General features: G+C 59.8%; 16 protein-coding genes, 1 rRNA gene, 1 other RNA gene and 1 pseudogene. 4 read left to right on the top strand and 15 right to left on the bottom strand.

Features of this window, described 5'->3' with window-relative positions; genetic code table 11:
- The 9 genes from M5J06_RS12150 to M5J06_RS12110 form a co-directional block, all read right to left on the bottom strand.
- Window positions 1-211 (bottom strand): 16S ribosomal RNA (locus tag M5J06_RS12150); the annotation flags it as partial.
- Window positions 212-815: 604 nt separating this feature from the next.
- Window positions 816-1571, bottom strand: coding sequence for an iron ABC transporter ATP-binding protein (locus M5J06_RS12145; protein WP_250224762.1), 756 nt, complete (start codon window positions 1569-1571; stop codon window positions 816-818).
- Window positions 1568-2587 (bottom strand): iron chelate uptake ABC transporter family permease subunit, encoded by a 1020-nt coding sequence (locus M5J06_RS12140; RefSeq protein ID WP_070562803.1) that lies wholly within the window; start codon window positions 2585-2587, stop codon window positions 1568-1570. Before M5J06_RS12140 ends, M5J06_RS12145 begins: the two co-directional genes overlap by 4 nt.
- A gap of 35 nt (window positions 2588-2622) precedes the next feature.
- The gene (locus M5J06_RS12135; protein ID WP_070684195.1) at window positions 2623-3624 is read right to left on the bottom strand and encodes an ABC transporter permease; all 1002 of its coding nucleotides are present in this window, start codon (window positions 3622-3624) and stop codon (window positions 2623-2625) included.
- A 35-nt stretch (window positions 3625-3659) separates the two neighbouring features.
- Entirely contained in the window at window positions 3660-4691 is a 1032-nt protein-coding gene (locus M5J06_RS12130; RefSeq protein ID WP_070524657.1) for a siderophore ABC transporter substrate-binding protein, read from the bottom strand.
- Between the two features lie 171 nt (window positions 4692-4862).
- Entirely contained in the window at window positions 4863-6215 is a 1353-nt protein-coding gene (locus tag M5J06_RS12125) for a M20 family metallopeptidase (protein ID WP_250224761.1), read from the bottom strand.
- A 4-nt stretch (window positions 6216-6219) separates the two neighbouring features.
- On the bottom strand, window positions 6220-7890 hold the full coding sequence (locus tag M5J06_RS12120; RefSeq protein ID WP_250224760.1) for an AbgT family transporter: 1671 nt from the start codon (window positions 7888-7890) through the stop codon (window positions 6220-6222).
- A gap of 301 nt (window positions 7891-8191) precedes the next feature.
- Window positions 8192-8665: a GNAT family N-acetyltransferase gene (locus M5J06_RS12115; protein ID WP_255365831.1), complete on the bottom strand. Its 474-nt coding sequence runs from the start codon at window positions 8663-8665 to the stop codon at window positions 8192-8194.
- Between the two features lie 193 nt (window positions 8666-8858).
- On the bottom strand, window positions 8859-9509 hold the full coding sequence (locus M5J06_RS12110) for a DJ-1/PfpI family protein (RefSeq protein WP_070562789.1): 651 nt from the start codon (window positions 9507-9509) through the stop codon (window positions 8859-8861).
- 202 nt (window positions 9510-9711) lie between these two features.
- Between M5J06_RS12110 and M5J06_RS12105 the strand changes: the two are divergent.
- Window positions 9712-10778, top strand: a pseudogene (locus tag M5J06_RS12105) (LLM class flavin-dependent oxidoreductase).
- 59 nt (window positions 10779-10837) lie between these two features.
- Here M5J06_RS12105 and ssrA read toward each other — a convergent pair.
- Window positions 10838-11217, bottom strand: a transfer-messenger RNA (tmRNA) gene (ssrA, locus tag M5J06_RS12100).
- 211 nt (window positions 11218-11428) lie between these two features.
- On the opposite strand from ssrA, the gene M5J06_RS12095 reads away from it, so the two are divergent.
- Entirely contained in the window at window positions 11429-12700 is a 1272-nt protein-coding gene (locus M5J06_RS12095) for an SLC5/6 family protein (protein ID WP_144015038.1), read from the top strand.
- Here M5J06_RS12095 and M5J06_RS12090 read toward each other — a convergent pair.
- Genes M5J06_RS12090 through prfB form a run of 5 tightly spaced genes read right to left on the bottom strand, consistent with a single transcriptional unit; the run spans window position 12697 to window position 16354 of the window.
- Window positions 12697-13053 carry a DUF488 domain-containing protein gene (locus M5J06_RS12090; RefSeq protein WP_102234029.1) on the bottom strand — a complete coding sequence of 119 codons (357 nt, stop codon included), beginning with the start codon at window positions 13051-13053 and terminating at the stop codon, window positions 12697-12699. The genes M5J06_RS12095 and M5J06_RS12090 overlap by 4 nt on opposite strands.
- A gap of 10 nt (window positions 13054-13063) precedes the next feature.
- Window positions 13064-13567 (bottom strand): SsrA-binding protein SmpB, encoded by a 504-nt coding sequence (gene smpB / locus M5J06_RS12085; RefSeq protein ID WP_250224759.1) that lies wholly within the window; start codon window positions 13565-13567, stop codon window positions 13064-13066.
- Window positions 13568-13621: 54 nt separating this feature from the next.
- Window positions 13622-14524 carry a permease-like cell division protein FtsX gene (ftsX, locus tag M5J06_RS12080; protein WP_070563535.1) on the bottom strand — a complete coding sequence of 301 codons (903 nt, stop codon included), beginning with the start codon at window positions 14522-14524 and terminating at the stop codon, window positions 13622-13624.
- Complete coding sequence (ftsE, locus tag M5J06_RS12075; protein ID WP_070563532.1) at window positions 14525-15214, bottom strand: cell division ATP-binding protein FtsE; 690 nt, start codon at window positions 15212-15214, stop codon at window positions 14525-14527.
- A 33-nt stretch (window positions 15215-15247) separates the two neighbouring features.
- The gene (prfB, locus tag M5J06_RS12070) at window positions 15248-16354 is read right to left on the bottom strand and encodes a peptide chain release factor 2 (RefSeq protein ID WP_070563529.1); all 1107 of its coding nucleotides are present in this window, start codon (window positions 16352-16354) and stop codon (window positions 15248-15250) included.
- A gap of 69 nt (window positions 16355-16423) precedes the next feature.
- Between prfB and M5J06_RS12065 the strand changes: the two genes are divergently transcribed.
- Window positions 16424-17251 (top strand): inositol monophosphatase family protein, encoded by an 828-nt coding sequence (locus M5J06_RS12065; protein ID WP_250224758.1) that lies wholly within the window; start codon window positions 16424-16426, stop codon window positions 17249-17251.
- The gene (gene hisN / locus M5J06_RS12060; RefSeq protein ID WP_250224757.1) at window positions 17244-18017 is read left to right on the top strand and encodes a histidinol-phosphatase; all 774 of its coding nucleotides are present in this window, start codon (window positions 17244-17246) and stop codon (window positions 18015-18017) included. Before M5J06_RS12065 ends, hisN begins: the two co-directional genes overlap by 8 nt.
- The last annotated feature ends 100 nt before the right edge of the window (window positions 18018-18117 follow it).

The raw sequence follows: 18117 nt of genomic DNA, 5'->3' as shown, positions 1-18117 counted from the left end.
ACTTTCCAACCACCACACTAAAGGCAGTTCATATCCGGTATTAGACCCAGTTTCCCAAGCTTATCCCAGAGTGCAAGGCAGATCACCCACGTGTTACTCACCCGTTCGCCACTCGAGTACCCCTTGCAAGCAAGAGGCCTTTCCGTTCGACTTGCATGTGTTAAGCACGCCGCCAGCGTTCGTCCTGAGCCAGGATCAAACTCTCCACAAAAAGGCCGTGAAAAGCCCAAACCTAACAAACAGACAAACCACAACAAACAACACCACAAAAAGCAGTGTCACCTGAACTGGCTATCCAAAAATTACATAAAGAAAAAATCCAACCAACCCCCAACCCGACGGGGCACAAAAGGAGGCTGGCAAAGTCAGAAGATTTTAAATCATTTACGCCCAAACAACTTATGTTATTTACAATGACGCCGCTTGAAAGAAAAGCGCCATCCGGCATACACCAACCGTGATACGCATACGGCGTATCACAGCCACAATGAATAAAATCAACCAACACAAAAAGTACATTGGCACACTATTGAGTTCTCAGACATCATCCGCACACCACACAAGAAATTAACCAAACGTTAACCTCTCTGCAGCGGCCCGAACAACCCTACCCAACAAGCTCAACCAAAGTCAAACCCGCCGAACAAACATTGCCCGAACATCTACCACCAGTTAACCTCCCGGCTACCTCGCGGCGACTCGGATAAATATACGCACACCCCCAACAAACAACAAATCCCCAGGAAAATACGCATTTTGGCGCTCTTCCTGGGGCGGTTTTCTAACTGTCGGGCAGTCCACCCGAATGTTAATAGCTAGTGGTAACAGGCCAAGAGCCCATCCGGTCCGTCGATGACCGTGATGGGGGTTTCAAAGATTGGAGTCAGGATGTCATCGCGCATGATGTCCTCCGGCCCACCGAAGGCAACGATGCTACCGTCCTTGGCCGCACAGATATAGTCGGCGTAGCGGGCAGCGAAGTTGATGTCGTGCAACACGATGATGATCGTGCGGCCGAATTCCTTGGCGGCCTTTCGCAGGTGCTTCATCATCTCGACCGAATGGGAAATGTCGAGGTTATTGAGGGGTTCGTCGAGAAGCACGTAGTCCGTCTCCTGGCACAGCACCATCGCCACGTAGGCGCGCTGTCGCTGGCCGCCGGAGAGTTCATCGAGGTAGCGGTTCTCCAATTCGCCAAGGCGGAAGAAGTCAATGTATCGCGAGACTACCTCTTCGTCTTCTGCAGTCAGACGCCCCTTTGAGTAAGGGAACCGGCCGAAGCTCACCAGCTGGCGCACGGTCAGCTTGGTAATGAAGTGGTTTTCTTGGCGCAGGATGGAGAGGATCTTCGCCAAGTCCTGCGATTTCGTGGAGGACACGTCGTAACCGGCGACCTCGATGGTACCCTCGTCGACGTCGAGAAGCCGGCCAATCATCGTCAGCATCGTGGACTTGCCCGCGCCGTTCGGCCCAATCAGCGCGGTGATACCGCCGGAGGGGATCTCCAGATCGATGGGGCCAATGTTGGTCTCACCGGAGTAGGACTTGGAAACTTTGGAAAGCTTGATCACAGCTTGCCCTTTCGCAGAATGACCAGAAGGAAGACACTGCCACCCACTAGCTCGATAATGATGGAGACCACACCCTGTGCGTAAAAGACGTGCTCCATCAGGAAGTAGGCGCCGGTGAGTACAGCGAAGGCGGTGGCTATAGCCATCGGGAAGAGGAAACGGTGGTCATAAGTCTCCGCCGCCTGGTAGGCCAACGTTGCTACGAGGAATCCGAGGAAGGTCATGGGCCCGACGAGCGCGGTGCTCGTGGCCATGAGGATGGAGACCAAAATCAGCGTGTAGATGGCGTTGACCTTGTGGTTAACGCCCAGGTTTGTGGCGGCATCTCTTCCTAATGCCAACACGTTGAGCTGACGGGAGTTGAGGAACATCAACAGTGTCACCGCAATGACCAGCGGAATCGCGATGGGATAGTACTCACTTTCCGCGTTGTTAACGGAGCCAAAAAGCCGCGCGGTGAGCACATCGAACTCGCTGGGGGTGAGCATGCGCTGCATAAACGTTGCCAACGAGCCGAGGCCGCCGCCGATAATGATGCCCACGAGCAACATCGCATGCATGTTGTTGCGGCGGCTAGTCAGCAGCCAAGAATACAGCACCACAGACAGCGCCACCATGAGCGCGAGCTGCATGAGAAAGGTTCCCATGGTCCGCGCCTGGGTCAGGCCGGCAGCACCGAGGAAGAAGACCGTAGCCGTATTGATGGCCACGTACAGGGATTCAAAGCCCATGATGGAGGGCGTGAGGATTCGGTTGTTGGTCACCGTGTGGAAAGCTACCGTGGCGACTGCTTGGCACACGGCGACAACCGCCATGGCGGTCACCGCATCAGCGCGGCGACGCGCAATGAGCCACCACTTCCGGGTCCCAAAGTCCATGGGGTTGTCATAGGCCAAAAGGCCGAAGGCGAAGAGCAGCCCGGCGAAGATCAAAGCACCGAGGATGATCCAGTACTTTCGCGCCGCAGCCGCAGACTGGAAGCTGCCCACGTTTCGCCGGGCTCGTGAAACTTGCACAGCTTCCTTCGTCGCAGGGATAGAGATACTCACACTCACTTGGTCGACCTCACGATCAAGACGACGAAAACGATAGCACCCACAACGCCCAGGATGACCGATACGGGCATCTCAAACGGGGCAATGATGATGCGGCCAATCAGGTCGCACAGGGTCACCGTGGCGATGCCGAGCAGGCAGACCCATGGAAGATTAGAGCGCAGGTCATCGCCGCGCACCATGCTCACCACATTAGGCACGATGAGGCCCAAGAAAGGCAGGGCGCCAACGACGACGGTGACCACGCCCGTCGCCACCGCGATGAGGCCGGTTCCCAGCAGGATCATCCGCTGGTAGTTCAGGCCAATATTGGTGGCGATGTCCTCCCCTAGCCCGGCGACGGTGAGTTTATCCGCGTAGAAACACACCGCCAGCAAAACCAGGAGCACGATCCACAGGACTTCGTACTGTCCTTCATAGACAGAGGTAAAGGATCCCATGAACCAGATGCCGAGCTGCTGCAAGGTATCCGTCGCTAGCGCTACGTAGGACGACACCGCACTAACGACAGCGCCCAGCATAATGCCGATGATCGGCACGATGAGTGAAGAGCGCAGTGCCACGCGACGCAGGAACGCGAAAAACACCATGGTGCCCACGAAAGCGAAGAGCACCGAAATGATCATCTTCACCAGTACCGATGCATGCGGGAAGAGGATTAGGGAAAAGAGCAGGCCCAATCCGGCCCACTCGGTAGTTCCCGTCGTCGTGGGTTCCACGAAGCGGTTTTGAGTCAGCAGCTGCATAACCAAACCGCTCATTGCCATCGCAGCGCCCGCCAAAACGAGCGCCACGGTACGCGGTATGCGGGTGGTGAAGAACATCTCCCAGCCGTCCTCATTATCGAGGATGCTGTACTCGCCCACGATGAGGGAAAGGAGGAGTAGCGCGACGACGCCAAGTACGCCAAGGCCCAGCTTCCAGGTCAGCACAGAACCGCGCGAACTGCGCTTGTTCGCGGCTGGCCGCTGGGACGCAGCGCTACTCTTCACCGTCACGTTGTGAATCTTCTCCTTCGCTAACGCAGAACTGTTTAGGCTTGGGCCTTCTCGAAGGCGTCGGCAAGCGCGTTCAAGATCTCGGTGTAGGTAATGATGGACTCATCAATGTAGGTGTCATTCGGCGCCACGTAAACGTTGCCGTCCTTTACCGCGCTCACGCTCTTCAGCGCCGCATTGTCCTTGACCAGCTTCTCACCCGGGGTGACCTGCTCGCCTTCCTTGGAAATGGCAGCGTCGCGGTCCATAACGAGGATCCAATCCGGGTTGGACTGAGCAATCGCCTCGACGGAGATATCGTCACCCTCGTGGTCGTCAGAAGCATTGTCGACTTCTAGGGCCGGGGTCAGGCCGAGCAAGTCGAAGACCGGCCCATACACGCGCCCGATGCCAGGAGCGATGTAGCCGATTTCACCACCGGAGGTATTCACGGCCATCACCTTCTGCTCAGGGTCATAGGCCTTCTTGGCACGCTCGGCGGCAGCGTCGAAGTCCGCGATGAGCTTTTCGGCGTCTTCCTCGTGGCCAAAGACCTGGCCCAGCGCCTCGGTGTGGCGCTTGAGCTCTTCGAAGAAGTCCTTGTCATCGCGCGGCTCGAAGTCAACAACTGGAACATCTTCGAGCAGCTTCTCGATGTCCTCCTGGTGCTGCTCGAAACGCTGGCCGTTCCACACCACGTCCGGCTCCGCTGCGACGAGGCTTTCCAGATCCGGTTCCTTATGGGAACCCAGATCAACCTCGACGGTGTCCTTGTTGTAGGTATCACGCAGGGACTTCGGCACCAGCGGAAGCGGCGCGGCGGCAAGGTCGATATCCCACTGAGCCAGAACGGAGAAAGCGCGGTTATCCGTCACCGCGGGGTTCTCTACCGGCAGCGCGACCTCCTTCGAACCAAAGTTATCCTCCAGCGTAATCGTGGAGGAGTCCGCGGCTGCGGAGTTGGTCGGCTCAGCAGAATCCTGGGATTGGTTTGCGGAGCAACCCGTTAGAGCGAGCGCAGCCACGGAGAGGGTGGCGGCAACTTTGGTGACGGTCGCGCCTGCGGCACGGCGAGAAAGAGTAAACATAGTTTCCTTGCATATTAGGTGTGGCTAACCACAGCTGGCAAATAATGTCAGCGCATAACCTAACCTATGTAAGGCTTACCTTTCAAGCACACAATTGTTTCTTAATTCATCACGGGGGTACGCATACGCTGGGCGACGCCCCGTGACGTGCCATTACAAGAACGTGGCACGCTACCCCTTCTCCGCGATGAGATCGGTCACCGATACAGGCCCTTCTCTATCAAAGTCTTCCTGCGCCGCGCGGCGAAAGTCCGAGTCCGCCAAGAAATCTAGCGCTACTTGCGCCAACCCTGCAGCGGAATCGACAGCCGCATCCACCGCCTGCGGCGTGGCCGCCCAGCGGGCGAAGTCCTCGGTATGCAGGGCGACGTCGGCAGGCGAAACCTGCACCATCGGGTGCAAACCCGGAACTAGGTGGGAGACGTTGCCGAAGTCCGTCGAGGCAGCCACCGTATCCGGAACCGTCCCCGCCGGCAGCGCAGTGCGCCCCCGGCGCGCTTGCGTCGCCGTCCAGCGGTCCACCAGCGCCGCATTGTTGCGCACGGGCAGCGTCATCGGATGCTCATCCCAATCCACATCCACCTCAACGCCGGCCATGAGCGCTGCACCCTGGACGATGTCTTCCACCCTGGCGGACAGATCCATGAGCGTGCGCGTTCCCAACGAGCGCACGTAAATAGTCATCTCCGCCTCGCTCGGAATAATGGAAGGGCGATCGCCACCGCTCATGATGGCGTGCACGCGATCCGAAGGCGGCATCTGCTGCCGCATCAGACCAATGCCCTGGTAGGCCAAGCTCGCAGCATCGAGGGCGTTGCGCCCCATAAACGGCTGGGAGCTCGCATGTGCAGCCACACCACGAAATGTCACACGCAAGATGCGGCGGCCTACCCAGGCGTGCGCGCCGATGTCATAACCAAAGCCATGGATCATCACTGCGGCATCCACGCCGTCGAGGCTGCCTCCGCGAATCATGTATTCCTTGCCGGAATGACCTTCCTCCGCAGGGGTTCCCTGGAGAAGTATGCGGCCGGATAAGGAAGGGGTGGCGTCGTCCAGCACGGCAGTAGCCGCCAAGAATCCAGTAACGCCCGCCGCGGCGATGACGTTGTGTCCGCACGCGTGCCCAATCTGGGGCAGGGCGTCGTATTCCGCCAGGATGGCCACAGTGGGATGCCGCTCGGGGTCGAAATCTGTGCTCTGCCACGAGGCCTCGAAGGCGGTCTCCAGACCATAGACCCCGCGGCGCGTGGAGAAGCCATGCTCCTCAACAAGGTCCGCGAGCACCGCCATGGAGCGATGTTCCTCAAAAGCGGTTTCGGGGTGGGCGTGCAGGTCAGCGACGATGTGTGCGGCCTGCTCCCGCAGGTCTTCGGCCCGTGCAGCCGCCACATCCCAGAGCTGTGCTTGCCCCGGGTAGTCTTCTCCGTGCTTTTCCGGTGGGGCGGCGGACGCCACGCGCTTGGCGACGCCCTCCTCCATCGCCTCCAAATACGCCGTCGATGGATTGTTGCGTTGATTCATGCGTTTAACCAATCATGACGTTGTTGCCCGGTCCCAGTGGGAGGTCCACATAGAACCAGATGGCCAGCAGAATTGCCCAAGCGGTAAAGAACGGGATAACGAAGGGCACGAGGCGCGACATCAGTGTTCCCAGGCCCGCCCCGCGCTCATAGCGCTGGAGGAAGCCAAGCATGACGATCATGTACGGGTTCAGCGGGGTGATGATCTGGGTCGCGGAATCACCAACGCGGAACGCACCCTGAATGAAGGCCGGTTCATAACCCAGCAGGGCAAACATCGGAACGAAGACCGCTGCCATGAGCGTCCACATGGAAGAACCGGAAATGATCAGCAGGTTCAGGCAGGACGCGAGCGCAATGAAGGCGAAAATGGCTGGGAAGCCGGTAAGCCCGATGGATTCGAGGAAGGCCGCACCCTTCACAGCAGTGAAGGTACCGATACCGGTCCACGCAAAGAGCGCCACGAACTGACCCAGGATGAAGGCCAGAATAAGGAAGCTCATCATGTCTTTGAGAGCACCGATCATCATGTTCACGACGTCGGTGATCCCCTTGACCGTGCCGACAACCTTGCCGTAGACAACGCCGAGCACCAAGAAGTAGGCGAAAACGATGAAGACGATGGAATTCAGCAGCGGGGACTTGGGCAAGAAGCTGCCCTCCTCATTGCGCCACGGCGATTCTGGCAGAAGGACCGCGAAGAGGATGATGGCGGTGAGGATGACCGTGGCCACACCGGACCAGATGAGGCCCTTGGATTCGGCCGGACGCAGTTCAGCGGTGAGCTCCTCGCCGTTTTCATCGCGGTCACCACGCTCAGCGGCATCCTCGGGATCAATATCTTCCTCAGTGGGAACTTCCTGCTGCCACATGCGCGGCTCGATGACCTTGTCGATGATGAAACCAGCCAGCACACCCAGCACGATGGAGGAGGCCACGTTGAAGTAGTAATTCGACATGGCGTTAACCGGCGCGAAGTCGGTATTCGGCAGCGTCTCCATGACCGCGGTCGTAATACCGGCAAAGAGCGCATCCAAGGAAGTCGGCACCAAGGATGTGGAATAGCCAGCGCCCACGGCGGCGAAGCCACCAATCAGGCCAGCCACTGGGTGGCGGCCCGCGGCTTTGAAGACCATCGCCGCCAGCGGCGGGACGATGACGAAGGCGGCATCCGCCATGACCGAAGCGGTCACGCCGATGACGCCGACTGCATAGGGCAGCAGCCACGGCTTCGCAGAACCGAAGAGCTTACGGATGAGCGCCGAGAGCATGCCGGAGCGCTCCGCCACACCTACCGCCAGCATGATGGGAAGTACCGTCACCAGCGGCGGAAAGTTGATATAGTTCTCCCCCATTGTCGTGGTGAACCAGGTCAGCCCCTCACCGGTGAACAGGCCTTTAACTGGCTGAATTTCATCGCTACCGGGAATCTTAATTTCCACGCCCATCTTCGCCATGATGGTGGAAAGCACACCTGTGATCAGGAAGAGGACCAGGAAGATGGTGAAGGGCTCCGGCAGCTTGTTGCCGATGTATTCGACACCATTAAGGAACTTATCCAGCATTCCCCCACCGGATTGTTGGCTCTGCTTTTGCTCAGCCTTTGCGGGATTCGTCTTCGGCTTTTCCGCGGTGCCAGCGCCGCCTTGTGGCGCTGCATTGGATGGGCTGTTCATGGGTACTCCTGTCGTAGGGGTCAGTCCCAGTGCTCCACGTCACACTGTTGGGGAAAGGCTACCACGGGAATGTAACTTGGGTAACAAATATTTTCCTTCTTCGTCACATTTTCCCGGCCAGCCGTCCTCCGCTTTCGCCCCGCGCCCCTACACCCCTCACGGGATTCTCATTACGCTCACTGCAAATAGCGCCCCAAAATCGACGCCGTTTTTAGCCCCTTATCTACCGTGAACAACACTGAGAGGTGTCCATTAGCCCTGAGTTGGCAATGATGCTCGCTTTTCACGATTTTGTTGGAGACTATCTGCGCTCCCAACGGACTTCGCCGTCAACGACCTGTGCCGTGGGGCTCATCCCTGCATAGGCAGCGACATGCTGTGAGGCTAAGTGCTCGGGATGGATATGAGCGATGAGATGCGTAATGCCTCGCTCCGCAAGATAAGCGCTAAGCAGTTTCACGGCTTCCTTGGCGTATCCATGCCCCTGCCACTGTTTCCCAATCACCCATGCGATCTCCGTCGCATCACCGCTGCGGGGCACAGTCGCCTGGACGTAACCTATCGGTTGCTTACTCGAACCGAGGGTGACGATGAGATTGATCCATTCTTCGGTACCGTCGCTCGAGCCGCCTCGGGTTTGGAACGCGTACCGTCGCGCAAGCTCATCAGCAGAAGGCGGCTCACCACCCGTAAACGTGTACAGGGCACGGCTGGAAAGCACAGTAGCCATCTCGGTAGCATCCTCGACACGAAGCGGCCTTAAGTCGATAGGCATCTTTATCGCCATAGTTCACCACGCAAGATTTGATCAGTCACTAGAACATTAACGCTTCTGCTGACGACGAAGTTCCGAGCGCCCTCTCACCAAGAGCGCTTTTCACCCATCGCTACACTCACGGTAAATAGTGGCCCAAAATCGACCGTTTTTAGCACCTTATCTACCGTGAGCGTCGTCGGCTTCCCAGACGTCACTCCCCGCATTCAGCGTCGTCAACGCTCGAGGGCACCAGCCCATAAAGCCGGGCGAAAGGATCCCACTCGCAATCGCGATGCGGCTCGAATTCCGCAAAGTTGGCAGCGTCGATGGCAACAGCTTCGGAGCTGAGGTACTCAATGAGTGCGACCGTCATATCCATCCCCGCCGCCACGCCTGAGGAAGTCCACCGATTACGGTCCTGCACCCACCGCGCCTTGAGCTTCCAAATCACGGACTCCCCGAAGGAGCTCGCCCACGCAAAGGCACGCTTGTTGCTCGTCGCGGCGTAGCCTTCCAAAAGCCCCGCTGCCGCCAAGACCGCAGAACCCGTGCACACGGAGGCAACCCACGGTGCTTGTGCGCCCAACCCACGAAGCCACGACAGAAAAGATTCGTCCCCTACGAGCTGCCGGGTTCCTTTACCGCCGGGAACGAGGAGAGCGTCGGTCGGCCCAATCTGCCCATAAGAAATCGTCGGCACCACTTCCACGCCCTGCGAGCTTGCAACTGGCTCGCCCGTCGGCCCGGCGAAAACCACGGTGATGTCAGGCACCGCTTGAAGCAGCTGGACGGGTCCGAAGACGTCGAGAAGCTCAAAGCCTTCAAACAAGACGACAGCGATGCGGAGAGATTCGGTATCCATGCGGCCATCCTAAAGCAGGCCCTATGAGCACGGACGAGCATCTGGGACCCGGGTTCAATTCCCGGCGGCTCCACACACGAAGAGACCCCAGATAGAACGCTTTCTAACTGGGGATTTTGGCGGAGCAGCCTTAGACCGTGACAATCTGCTGATGGGGCGCTACCCTGGTTGTTGATACGTCACCAATAGGAGTGTTTGACCAATGAAAGCATTCGGATTCTTAAGTTTCGGACACTACGCATTCGGGGGCCAGCGCGGCCCGTCCGCGGAAGAAGTCGCGAAGATCCACCTGGAAATCGCCCAGGCTGCAGATGAGATCGGTGTGAACAACGCGTCTTTCCGCGTCCACCACTTCGTACCGCAAGCCTCAGCCCCGATGCCGCTGCTCGGCGCAGTCGCCGCCACCACCAAGAACATTGAGGTGGGCACCGGCGTGATCGACATGCGCTACGAAAACCCACTCTACCTCGCCGAAGAGGCCGCATCCCTCTACCAAATCTCCGGCGGCCGCGTGGCCTTGGGCGTCTCGCGCGGCACCCCGGAGGTTGCCGAGCGTGGTTGGGAGGCTTTCGGCTACAAGGGCGAGGCCCCAACGGCGCGGACGTGGCACGAGCTCACCTCGAGGCGTTCATGGCTGCGGTGGACGGCAACGGGTTTGCCACCGCCGCACCTCTAGACCGCCAGTACCCGAATATGTTCCAGCCCGGCTCCGCCCTCCCTGTCTTCCCCATTGCCCCTGATCTACGCAAGCACATCTTCTACGGCTCCGGTACTCATACTTCGGCAGAGCAGACCGCCAGGGACGGACTGAACCTGATGTCTTCCACCTTGGTTTCCGAGACCACCGCCGCGACCTTAGGTGAGATCCAGGCAGACCAGATCAGCCGCTACCGTGCTGCCTGGAAGGAAGCGGGCCACGACTGGGCCCCGCGCGCGTCCGTCTCCCGCTCCATCTTCCCCATCGTGGACGGCGCCGATATGCAGCGATTCGGCATGCAGGCCTCCGGCTCCGACCAAGTGGGCATGCTGCCCGACGTCGGTGCGTCCACCTTCGGCCGCACCTATGCCGCCGAGCCCGACAAGCTCATCGAGCAGCTCAAGGCCGACCCGGCCGTCATGTCCGCCGACACCCTACTGATCACCATCCCGACCGGCATGGGCGTGGACGTCAACGTGAAGATTCTCGAAAGCTTCGCCACCCATATCGCCCCTGCGCTGGGCTGGCAGCCAAACACTGAGGGCCCGGTCACCGGTTACCCGATCGGTTAATCCACCCCCTTCACACAAGAAACCCGCTGGCCGTTATGACCAGCGGGTTTCTTGCTCTTCAGTGGAGCCGCCGGGAATTGAACCCGGGTCCTTCGTCACCTCGCCAGGGCTTCTCCGTGCGCAGTCTGCACAGGATCTCTACTCGACCCTCCGGCTCGGGCAAACTCGTTCCGGATGATGGGCCCAGTTGCTCTTAAAGTCCCCAACCGGCCGAACAACAAACCGGTCAGGCAAGTTCCCTAGTCGATGCCAGGATCTAGGTCAGGAACCAAACCTAGGCTGACAGACACGCGTCGCTGAAATTAGGCAGCGAGGGCGTAGTCACGCTGAGAGTTCTTCTCTGCGTTTATTGGTTGCTACGACGCTTAACGGTGGTCTCTAGCCTGCACCGGCACGCTTCCCCTGGCTCAATGTACGAAGTCGAAACCATGTCGACCCCTCGATTACACATTGCTGTGAAAGCTGCGCAGCACGCGCCTTTGCGCGCCCTACGGTCCGTTCAACGCTACTGCACCCGCCCCTATTCCCGCAAGCTTCACCCCAGGCCACATGAGGCATAGCTTTCATAAGCACCCCCTTGTGATTAACATCAACTTAAACGCTGTTAAGGTGTGTGAGTCCTATTCACCTACTTTGTTAAAGGCTGCAAAGTGAGCGCAACCACCGAAACCTCCAGCTCCCAAGAAACCGCCCACCATCAAGCGAGCAATACCGAATGGGCCATCTCCCTCTTTGGTACCGCCGTGGGCGCCGGCATTTTGTTCCTTCCCATCAACGCCGGCAGCTTCGGCTTCTGGCCGCTACTCGTGGCAACCATCCTGATCGGCCCGATGACGTACTTCTCCCACCGCGGGCTCGCCCGCATGATTTGTGCGTCGCCACGCCAGGGTGAGGACATCACCGCGGTGGTCACGGACTACTTCGGCAAAAGCGCAGGATTTATCATCTCGGTGGTTTATTTCTGCGCAATTTTCCCCATCGTCCTCATTTATGGCGTTTCGATCACCAATACGGTTGATAGTTTCATCGTCAACCAGCTACACGGGCCCTCGGTTCCGCGTCCTCTATTGTCGTTCCTCCTCGTGGGCATCATGACCATCGTCTTCACCTTTGGCCAACGCATGGTGCTCGCCGTCACGCAGTTCCTGGTGTATCCGCTGATCTTCTGTCTCGGCGCGCTGTCCATTTATCTCATCCCGCGCTGGGATATCGCCTCCTTCATGGAAGTTGGCAACAATGATTGGCGCGTCGTCGGTGCTGTCGCCCTCATCATCCCCGTGTTGGTTTTCTCCTTTAACCACTCCCCCGCCATCTCCCAGTTTTCCTTGGCTATGGTCGCCGCACACGGCCGTGAGAAGAGCTCCGAGAATGCGTCGCGCGCGCTGGCGCTGACAGCAATTCTGCTCACCGTGTTCACCATGTTCTTCGTGTGGTCCTGTACCCTCACGCTCGGTGCGGACGGGCTCGCGGAGGCCCGCGAGCAGAACCTGCCGGTCTTGTCCTACTTGGCCAACGTCACCGGCGTTCCGGTCTTGGCCTTCCTCTCCCCCATCATCGCGATGATCGCCATCATCTCTTCCTACTTCGGCCACGTGCTGGGTGCCACCGAGGGCGGCAACTTCCTGCTGCGCAGCGCCGCACCGCGCGCCACGGCGAAGCTCTCGGAAAAGCAGCTCAATTCCATCATGCACGGCATCATCTTCGTGGCTGCGTGGGTTGTCGCGATCATCGATCCATCGATCCTGGGGCTTATCGAAGCCATCGGCGGCCCCTTCATCGCCTCGATCCTCTACCTGCTGCCGATGTACGCCATCCACCGCATCGATGCTCTCAAGCAATTCCGCGGCCGCCCCAGCAACGTCTTCGTCGTCGTCACGGGCCTCATCGCCGTGGGCGCCACCATTTGGGGGCTGTTTGCCTAGCTCTCCTCTAACCACGCCTTCAACACAGTGGCGTGGTTGACCTCGCGGTCCTTGGCAGCAAAGAGGAGGGTGACGTCGCCAAGCTCAGCAAGGTGGCGCAGTTGTTCCAGCTCCTCGCTGTCATTCGCGTCGAGCTCCGCGCGGTAACGCCGGGCAAACTCTTCGAAAGCATCGACATCGTGCCCCCACCACTTACGCAACCCCGGACTGGGCGCGACATCCTTGAACCAGTGGTCATAGGGCAGGCGCTCCTTGGCCACGCCACGGGGCCAGAGCTTATCGACGAGCACCGCTACCCCACGCGGTTGCTCCTCGCCCCGAATAACGTCATGAACCTTGGCCGTATAAATCATGGCTCCCAGGTTAGGCGTTGATCCCCTTGACGCGGCGACCCAGCTCGCGGGTAATGTCGCGGTCCTGGTCACGGCGCTTAATTGCCTCACGCTTGTCATAGTCCTGTTTACCCTTGGCCAGGCCGAGTTCACACTTGGCGCGGCCGTCCTTCAGGTAGACCTTAAGCGGGATCAGGGTCTTGTTGCCGTCGCGCACCTGCCCCATGAGTTTGTCTATCTCCCGGCGGTGCAAGAGCAACTTGCGCGTGCGCTTGGGCGAGTGATTCGTCCACGTTCCCTGGGAGTACTCCGGGATGTGGAGATTGCGGATGTAGACCTCGCCGTCGTCAATAGTGGCGAAGGCATCCGTAAGGGAAATCTTGCCTTCGCGCATCGACTTAATTTCGGTGCCCACGAGCACCATGCCGCATTCCAGGGTGTCGAGGATGGTGTAGTCGTGGCGGGCACGTCGGTTGGTGGCAAGGGTCGAGTTATTGTCGACGGCCGCCTTTTTCTTCTTTGCCTTCTTCACCATAGTTCGGACTATATTACGCTACTGCCAGGCAAAATCCACATCGCCCCTGCAGCTCTAGGTCCGCACGTAGGCGCGCATGGTCACCTGTGCGGTCAGCGCAGCACACACAATTGCCACAAGCCCGACGATGGGCAGCGCCGTCCAGACGTCCCCAGAGGTCACCGGGGCTAGAAGCTGGTTGTGGTACAGGTCCTTGAGGGCGGGATCGAGCACGGTGTTCTTGCCCAGGATGACGCCAATACCGGCGAGGACAACGCCGCCGACAGCACCGAGGACTGCTTCCATGATGAAGGGCGCGTGAGTAACCCATCGCGAGGCACCGACGATACGCATAATCGCGGTCTCTCGCTGGCGCTGGTAGGCGGCGATCTGCACCATGTTCGCAATCAACATGATGGCTGCGAGCGCCATGACCGCGGCAAGGATGAAGGTGGCATTCCGGATGGCATCCAAGTTGCCAGCGGCGCTGCGAACCTCCTCCTGCTGGTCGACGATGTCGCTAACAGCGGGGTCGGAAGCGATGGCGTCGATAGGCGCGGTATCCGTCGGATCCTTCAACCGCACGTGGAAGGCAGCCGGCAGCGCATCCGGGGAGGTTTCCTCAACCATGACCGGATCGGTGTCCTTGAACAGCTCCACGAAGCGCTGATAGGAATCCTCGCGGTTGCGGTAGCTCACGGACTCAATGTCCTCATCCGCTTCCAGTTTCTTCTTCAGCCCGGCACACGCGGCATCCTTACAGTCCGGATCGTTGGCTGAAATCTCCTCATTGAGCTGGACCATGACCTCGACACGCTCGAGGTAGATGTCCTTGGTGTCATTGGTCATCTGGGTGACCAAGACGCCGGCCACTACCAACGCCACCGAAATGGCGGTGGTAATCACCATGGCGATAGTCATGGTGATGTTGCGCCCGAGCCCCTTAAAGGCTTCCCTGAAAACAAAGCCTAGATTCACCTAGACCGCCTCCCCGTACATTGCATTCTTCTCGTCACGCACGAGCGTGCCGTTGTGCAGCTCGATGACGCGCTGGCGGGCCTCGTTGACCGCGCGCGCGTTGTGCGTCGACATCACCACGGTGGTTCCGCGGCGATTGATCTTGGTGAGCAAGGCCATGATCTCCGCGGCAGTGGAGGGATCGAGGTTGCCCGTGGGTTCGTCGGCAAGCAGCAGCTTGGGGCGGTTGACAAAGGCCCTCGCAATCGCCACACGCTGCTGCTCACCGCCGGAAAGCTCGTGCGGCATGCGATGCTGCTTGGCGCCTAGGCCGACCATGTCGAGGACCTCGGGCACTTGCTTGGCAATCCGCGCCTTGCGTTTGCCAATGACCTCGAGGGCAAAGGCGACGTTGTCGTAGACGTTGAGCTTGGGCAGAAGCCGGAAATCCTGGAAGACGTAGCCGATGGATTGGCGCAGGCTATTGACCTCGCGGCCTTTCAACGTGTTGACGTGGAAGTCCCCGAAGTAAATGTCTCCCGAGCTCACATTGGTTTCGCGCACCATGAGCTGGAGGAAGGTCGACTTGCCGGAGCCGGAGGGGCCGATGAGAAAGACGAATTCTCCGTCTTCGATCTCAAAGGTCACGTTGTCCAGCGCGGGCCTTGTGGAGGTCGGATAGACCTTGGACACATTCTCGAAAGTGATCACTTAAGCCACATTAGCAACATTTGTTACTCGGGCCTAGGTCTCCTGCTGCGCCATGCGCCACCGGATCCCGGATTCTAAGAAGCCATCGATATCTCCGTCCAAGACCTTGGAGGGATCCCCTACCTCGTAATTCGTCCGCAGATCCTTGACCATCTGGTACGGATGCAGCACATAAGAGCGCATCTGGTTGCCCCAGGATGCATTGCCACCGGCGCCCAGCGCATCAAGCTCCGCGCGCTCCTCCTGACGCTTGCGCTCCAACAGCTTCGCCTGCAGCACGCGCATGGCAGAGGCCTTGTTCTGGATCTGGGACTTCTCATTCTGACAGGTCACCACGATTCCCGTCGGGATGTGTGTCAGGCGCACCGCCGAGTCCGTCGTATTCACGGACTGACCACCAGGACCCGAAGAGCGGTAGACATCCACGCGCACCTCCGAATCCGGAACCTCGATGGAGTCAGTCTGCTCCACCACCGGCAGCACCTCCACCTCCGCGAAGGAGGTCTGGCGGCGGCCTTGGTTATCAAAAGGCGAGATGCGCACGAGGCGGTGCGCACCCTGTTCCACGGAGAGCTGGCCATACATGTATTCGCCGTGCACCACGAAGGTGGCAGACTTGATACCGGCCTCTTCGGCATAGGAAATGTCATAGACATCGACCTTGTGTCCGTGCTTTTCCGCCCAGCGCGTGTACATACGCATGAGCATCTCCGCCCAGTCCGCCGCATCCACGCCCCCCGCGCCGGAGCGGATGTTGATGACGGCCTCGCGCTCGTCATACTCGCCGGAGAGCATCGTGGTTACCTCAAGCGCCTCAATGGCCGCGCCAAGCTCTTTCAGCTCTGTGTCCACGAGTTCCTTGGAGGCCTCATCGCCCTCCTCCTCCGCTAGTTCGGACATGACCGGAAGGTCCTCGATCCGCCCCCGCAGGGAATTCAGCTTGCGCAGTTTTGCCTGCTGCGCCGAGAGCTCCGAGGTCACCTTCTGCGCATGGTCTGGATCGTCCCACAGCGACGGATCCCCCGCCTGAGCCTCGAGTTCGCGCACGCGCTCGGACACCGCCTCCGGGTCCATCACCTTTTCAATGGAGGTCAAAGTGGCGCTGAGTTCCTCAAGACGAGCTGTTTGTTCCGGACGCATAACCCCCTACTTTACTTGTTCTTTCTCCCTGATTAGCCATCGGCCGCGTTTAGCGCGACAATAGGCGGCATGAGTGACCAGCCAAGCCTCACCGAGATGATCGATGCCATCATCAAGACCTTCATCGTCGCCCACGCGGACGATACCGATGCCCACCTAGCCCAGGCCCTTGTCTATAACGCAGGCCGCCTGGCCTGGCGCCTGCGCGAGCAGGGTGTCGACGTAGAGCAAAAGACCTCCGTCTCCGATGTCGTCACCGACGCCGACTTCGCCGCCGAGCGCTTCGTCGCCGGTGTTCTCGAAGCCCTGCGCGGCGAGGACGGCATCGTGGGCGAGGAGGGCGCCAACCGCGACTCGGCCTCCGGCCGGACCTGGGTAATCGATCCCGTCGATGGCACCTACAACTTCGCCTCGGGCGCCGATTACTGGTGCTCTGCGCTCGCGCTTGTCGACGCTGAAGGAGTCATCCTCGGCGCCGTCCACCGCCCCGCCATGGGCTACACGTGGTTTGGTGGCCGTGACTTCCCCACCAGCCTGGACGGCAAGGACGTCACCAAGCTCACCGACACCCCCGCCGACAAGCTGTGCTTGTCGACGTACCTGCACCCCACCTCCATCACGGATCCCGCCATCGCCTCCGCTTGGGAGAAGGTGGCCCCGCACTTTGCCACCGTGCGCATGCTAGGCGCAGGGTCCGTGGACCTCTCCTGCGTGGCGGATGGCACGTGGGGAGCATGGATGCAGCATTCCGTGAAGGATTGGGATTGGTATCCGGGCCAAGCGCTGGTGCTCGCAGCAGGCGGCGCGGCGCGCAAGGTTGAAGCCGGCGGTGTGGAATGGTGTATCGCGGGCAATAAACAGGTAGTTGATCAGATGGAGGAATGGCTCCGTGGGTAAGTACAAAGAAGACCTCGGCTTGGCCTTGGAGATGGCCGGGCATGCGGATGCCATCACGATGCACCGCTTTGAGGCAGCAGACCTGTCAGTCAAGGAGAAGCCGGACATGACTCCGGTATGCGACGCCGACCTGGCCTGCGAAAAGGCCATCCGCGAGGCGCTGAAACGCTCACGCCCGCGCGATGAAGTTCTGGGCGAAGAATTCGGCGGCGAGGCCTGCTTCGAGGGCCGCCAGTGGGTTATCGATCCCATCGATGGCACGAAGAATTTCGTGCGCGGCGTCCCCGTCTGGGCCACGCTGATCTCACTACTGGAGGACGGCGAGCCGGTGGTTTCCGTCATTTCTGCCCCGGCCCTGCGCCGCCGCTGGTATGCGGCCAAGGGGGGCGGCGCCTACCGTGTCTTCGGCGGGGAGCCCAAGCGCCTTCGCGTCTCCGAGGTCTCCGACGTGGCGGATGCCTCCCTTGCTATGAGTTCCTTGTCCGGTTGGGGCTCAAACCGCGATGCTTTCGTGTCCTTGACGGACAAGGTATGGCGTCTGCGCGGCTACGGCGACTTCTGGAATTACTGCCTCGTGGCCGAGGGCGCCGTCGACATCGCCGCCGAGCCCGAGGTCTCCTTGTGGGACCTGGCCGCCCCGGCGCTCCTCGTCACCGAGGCCGGTGGCCGCTTCACCAACGTTCGCGGCGAGGACGGCCCCCACGGCGGCTCAGCGCTTGCCTCCAACGGCAAGCTTCATGACGTCGCCCTCTCCGCCCTCTCCTAACTCCCCTGCGGCACCGCAGCGCGGCGCCGCACGCCAGCGTCATTCCCCAGCGTCGCGCCCCGACGACGATTCGATCAAATAGTGCCCCAGATCTTTAAAG

This window comes from Corynebacterium intestinale (assembly GCF_023574125.1).
Lineage (GTDB): Bacteria > Actinomycetota > Actinomycetes > Mycobacteriales > Mycobacteriaceae > Corynebacterium > Corynebacterium hesseae.
Note: the sequence above shows the minus strand (reverse complement) of the source record. Positions and strands in the feature narration are given on the sequence as shown.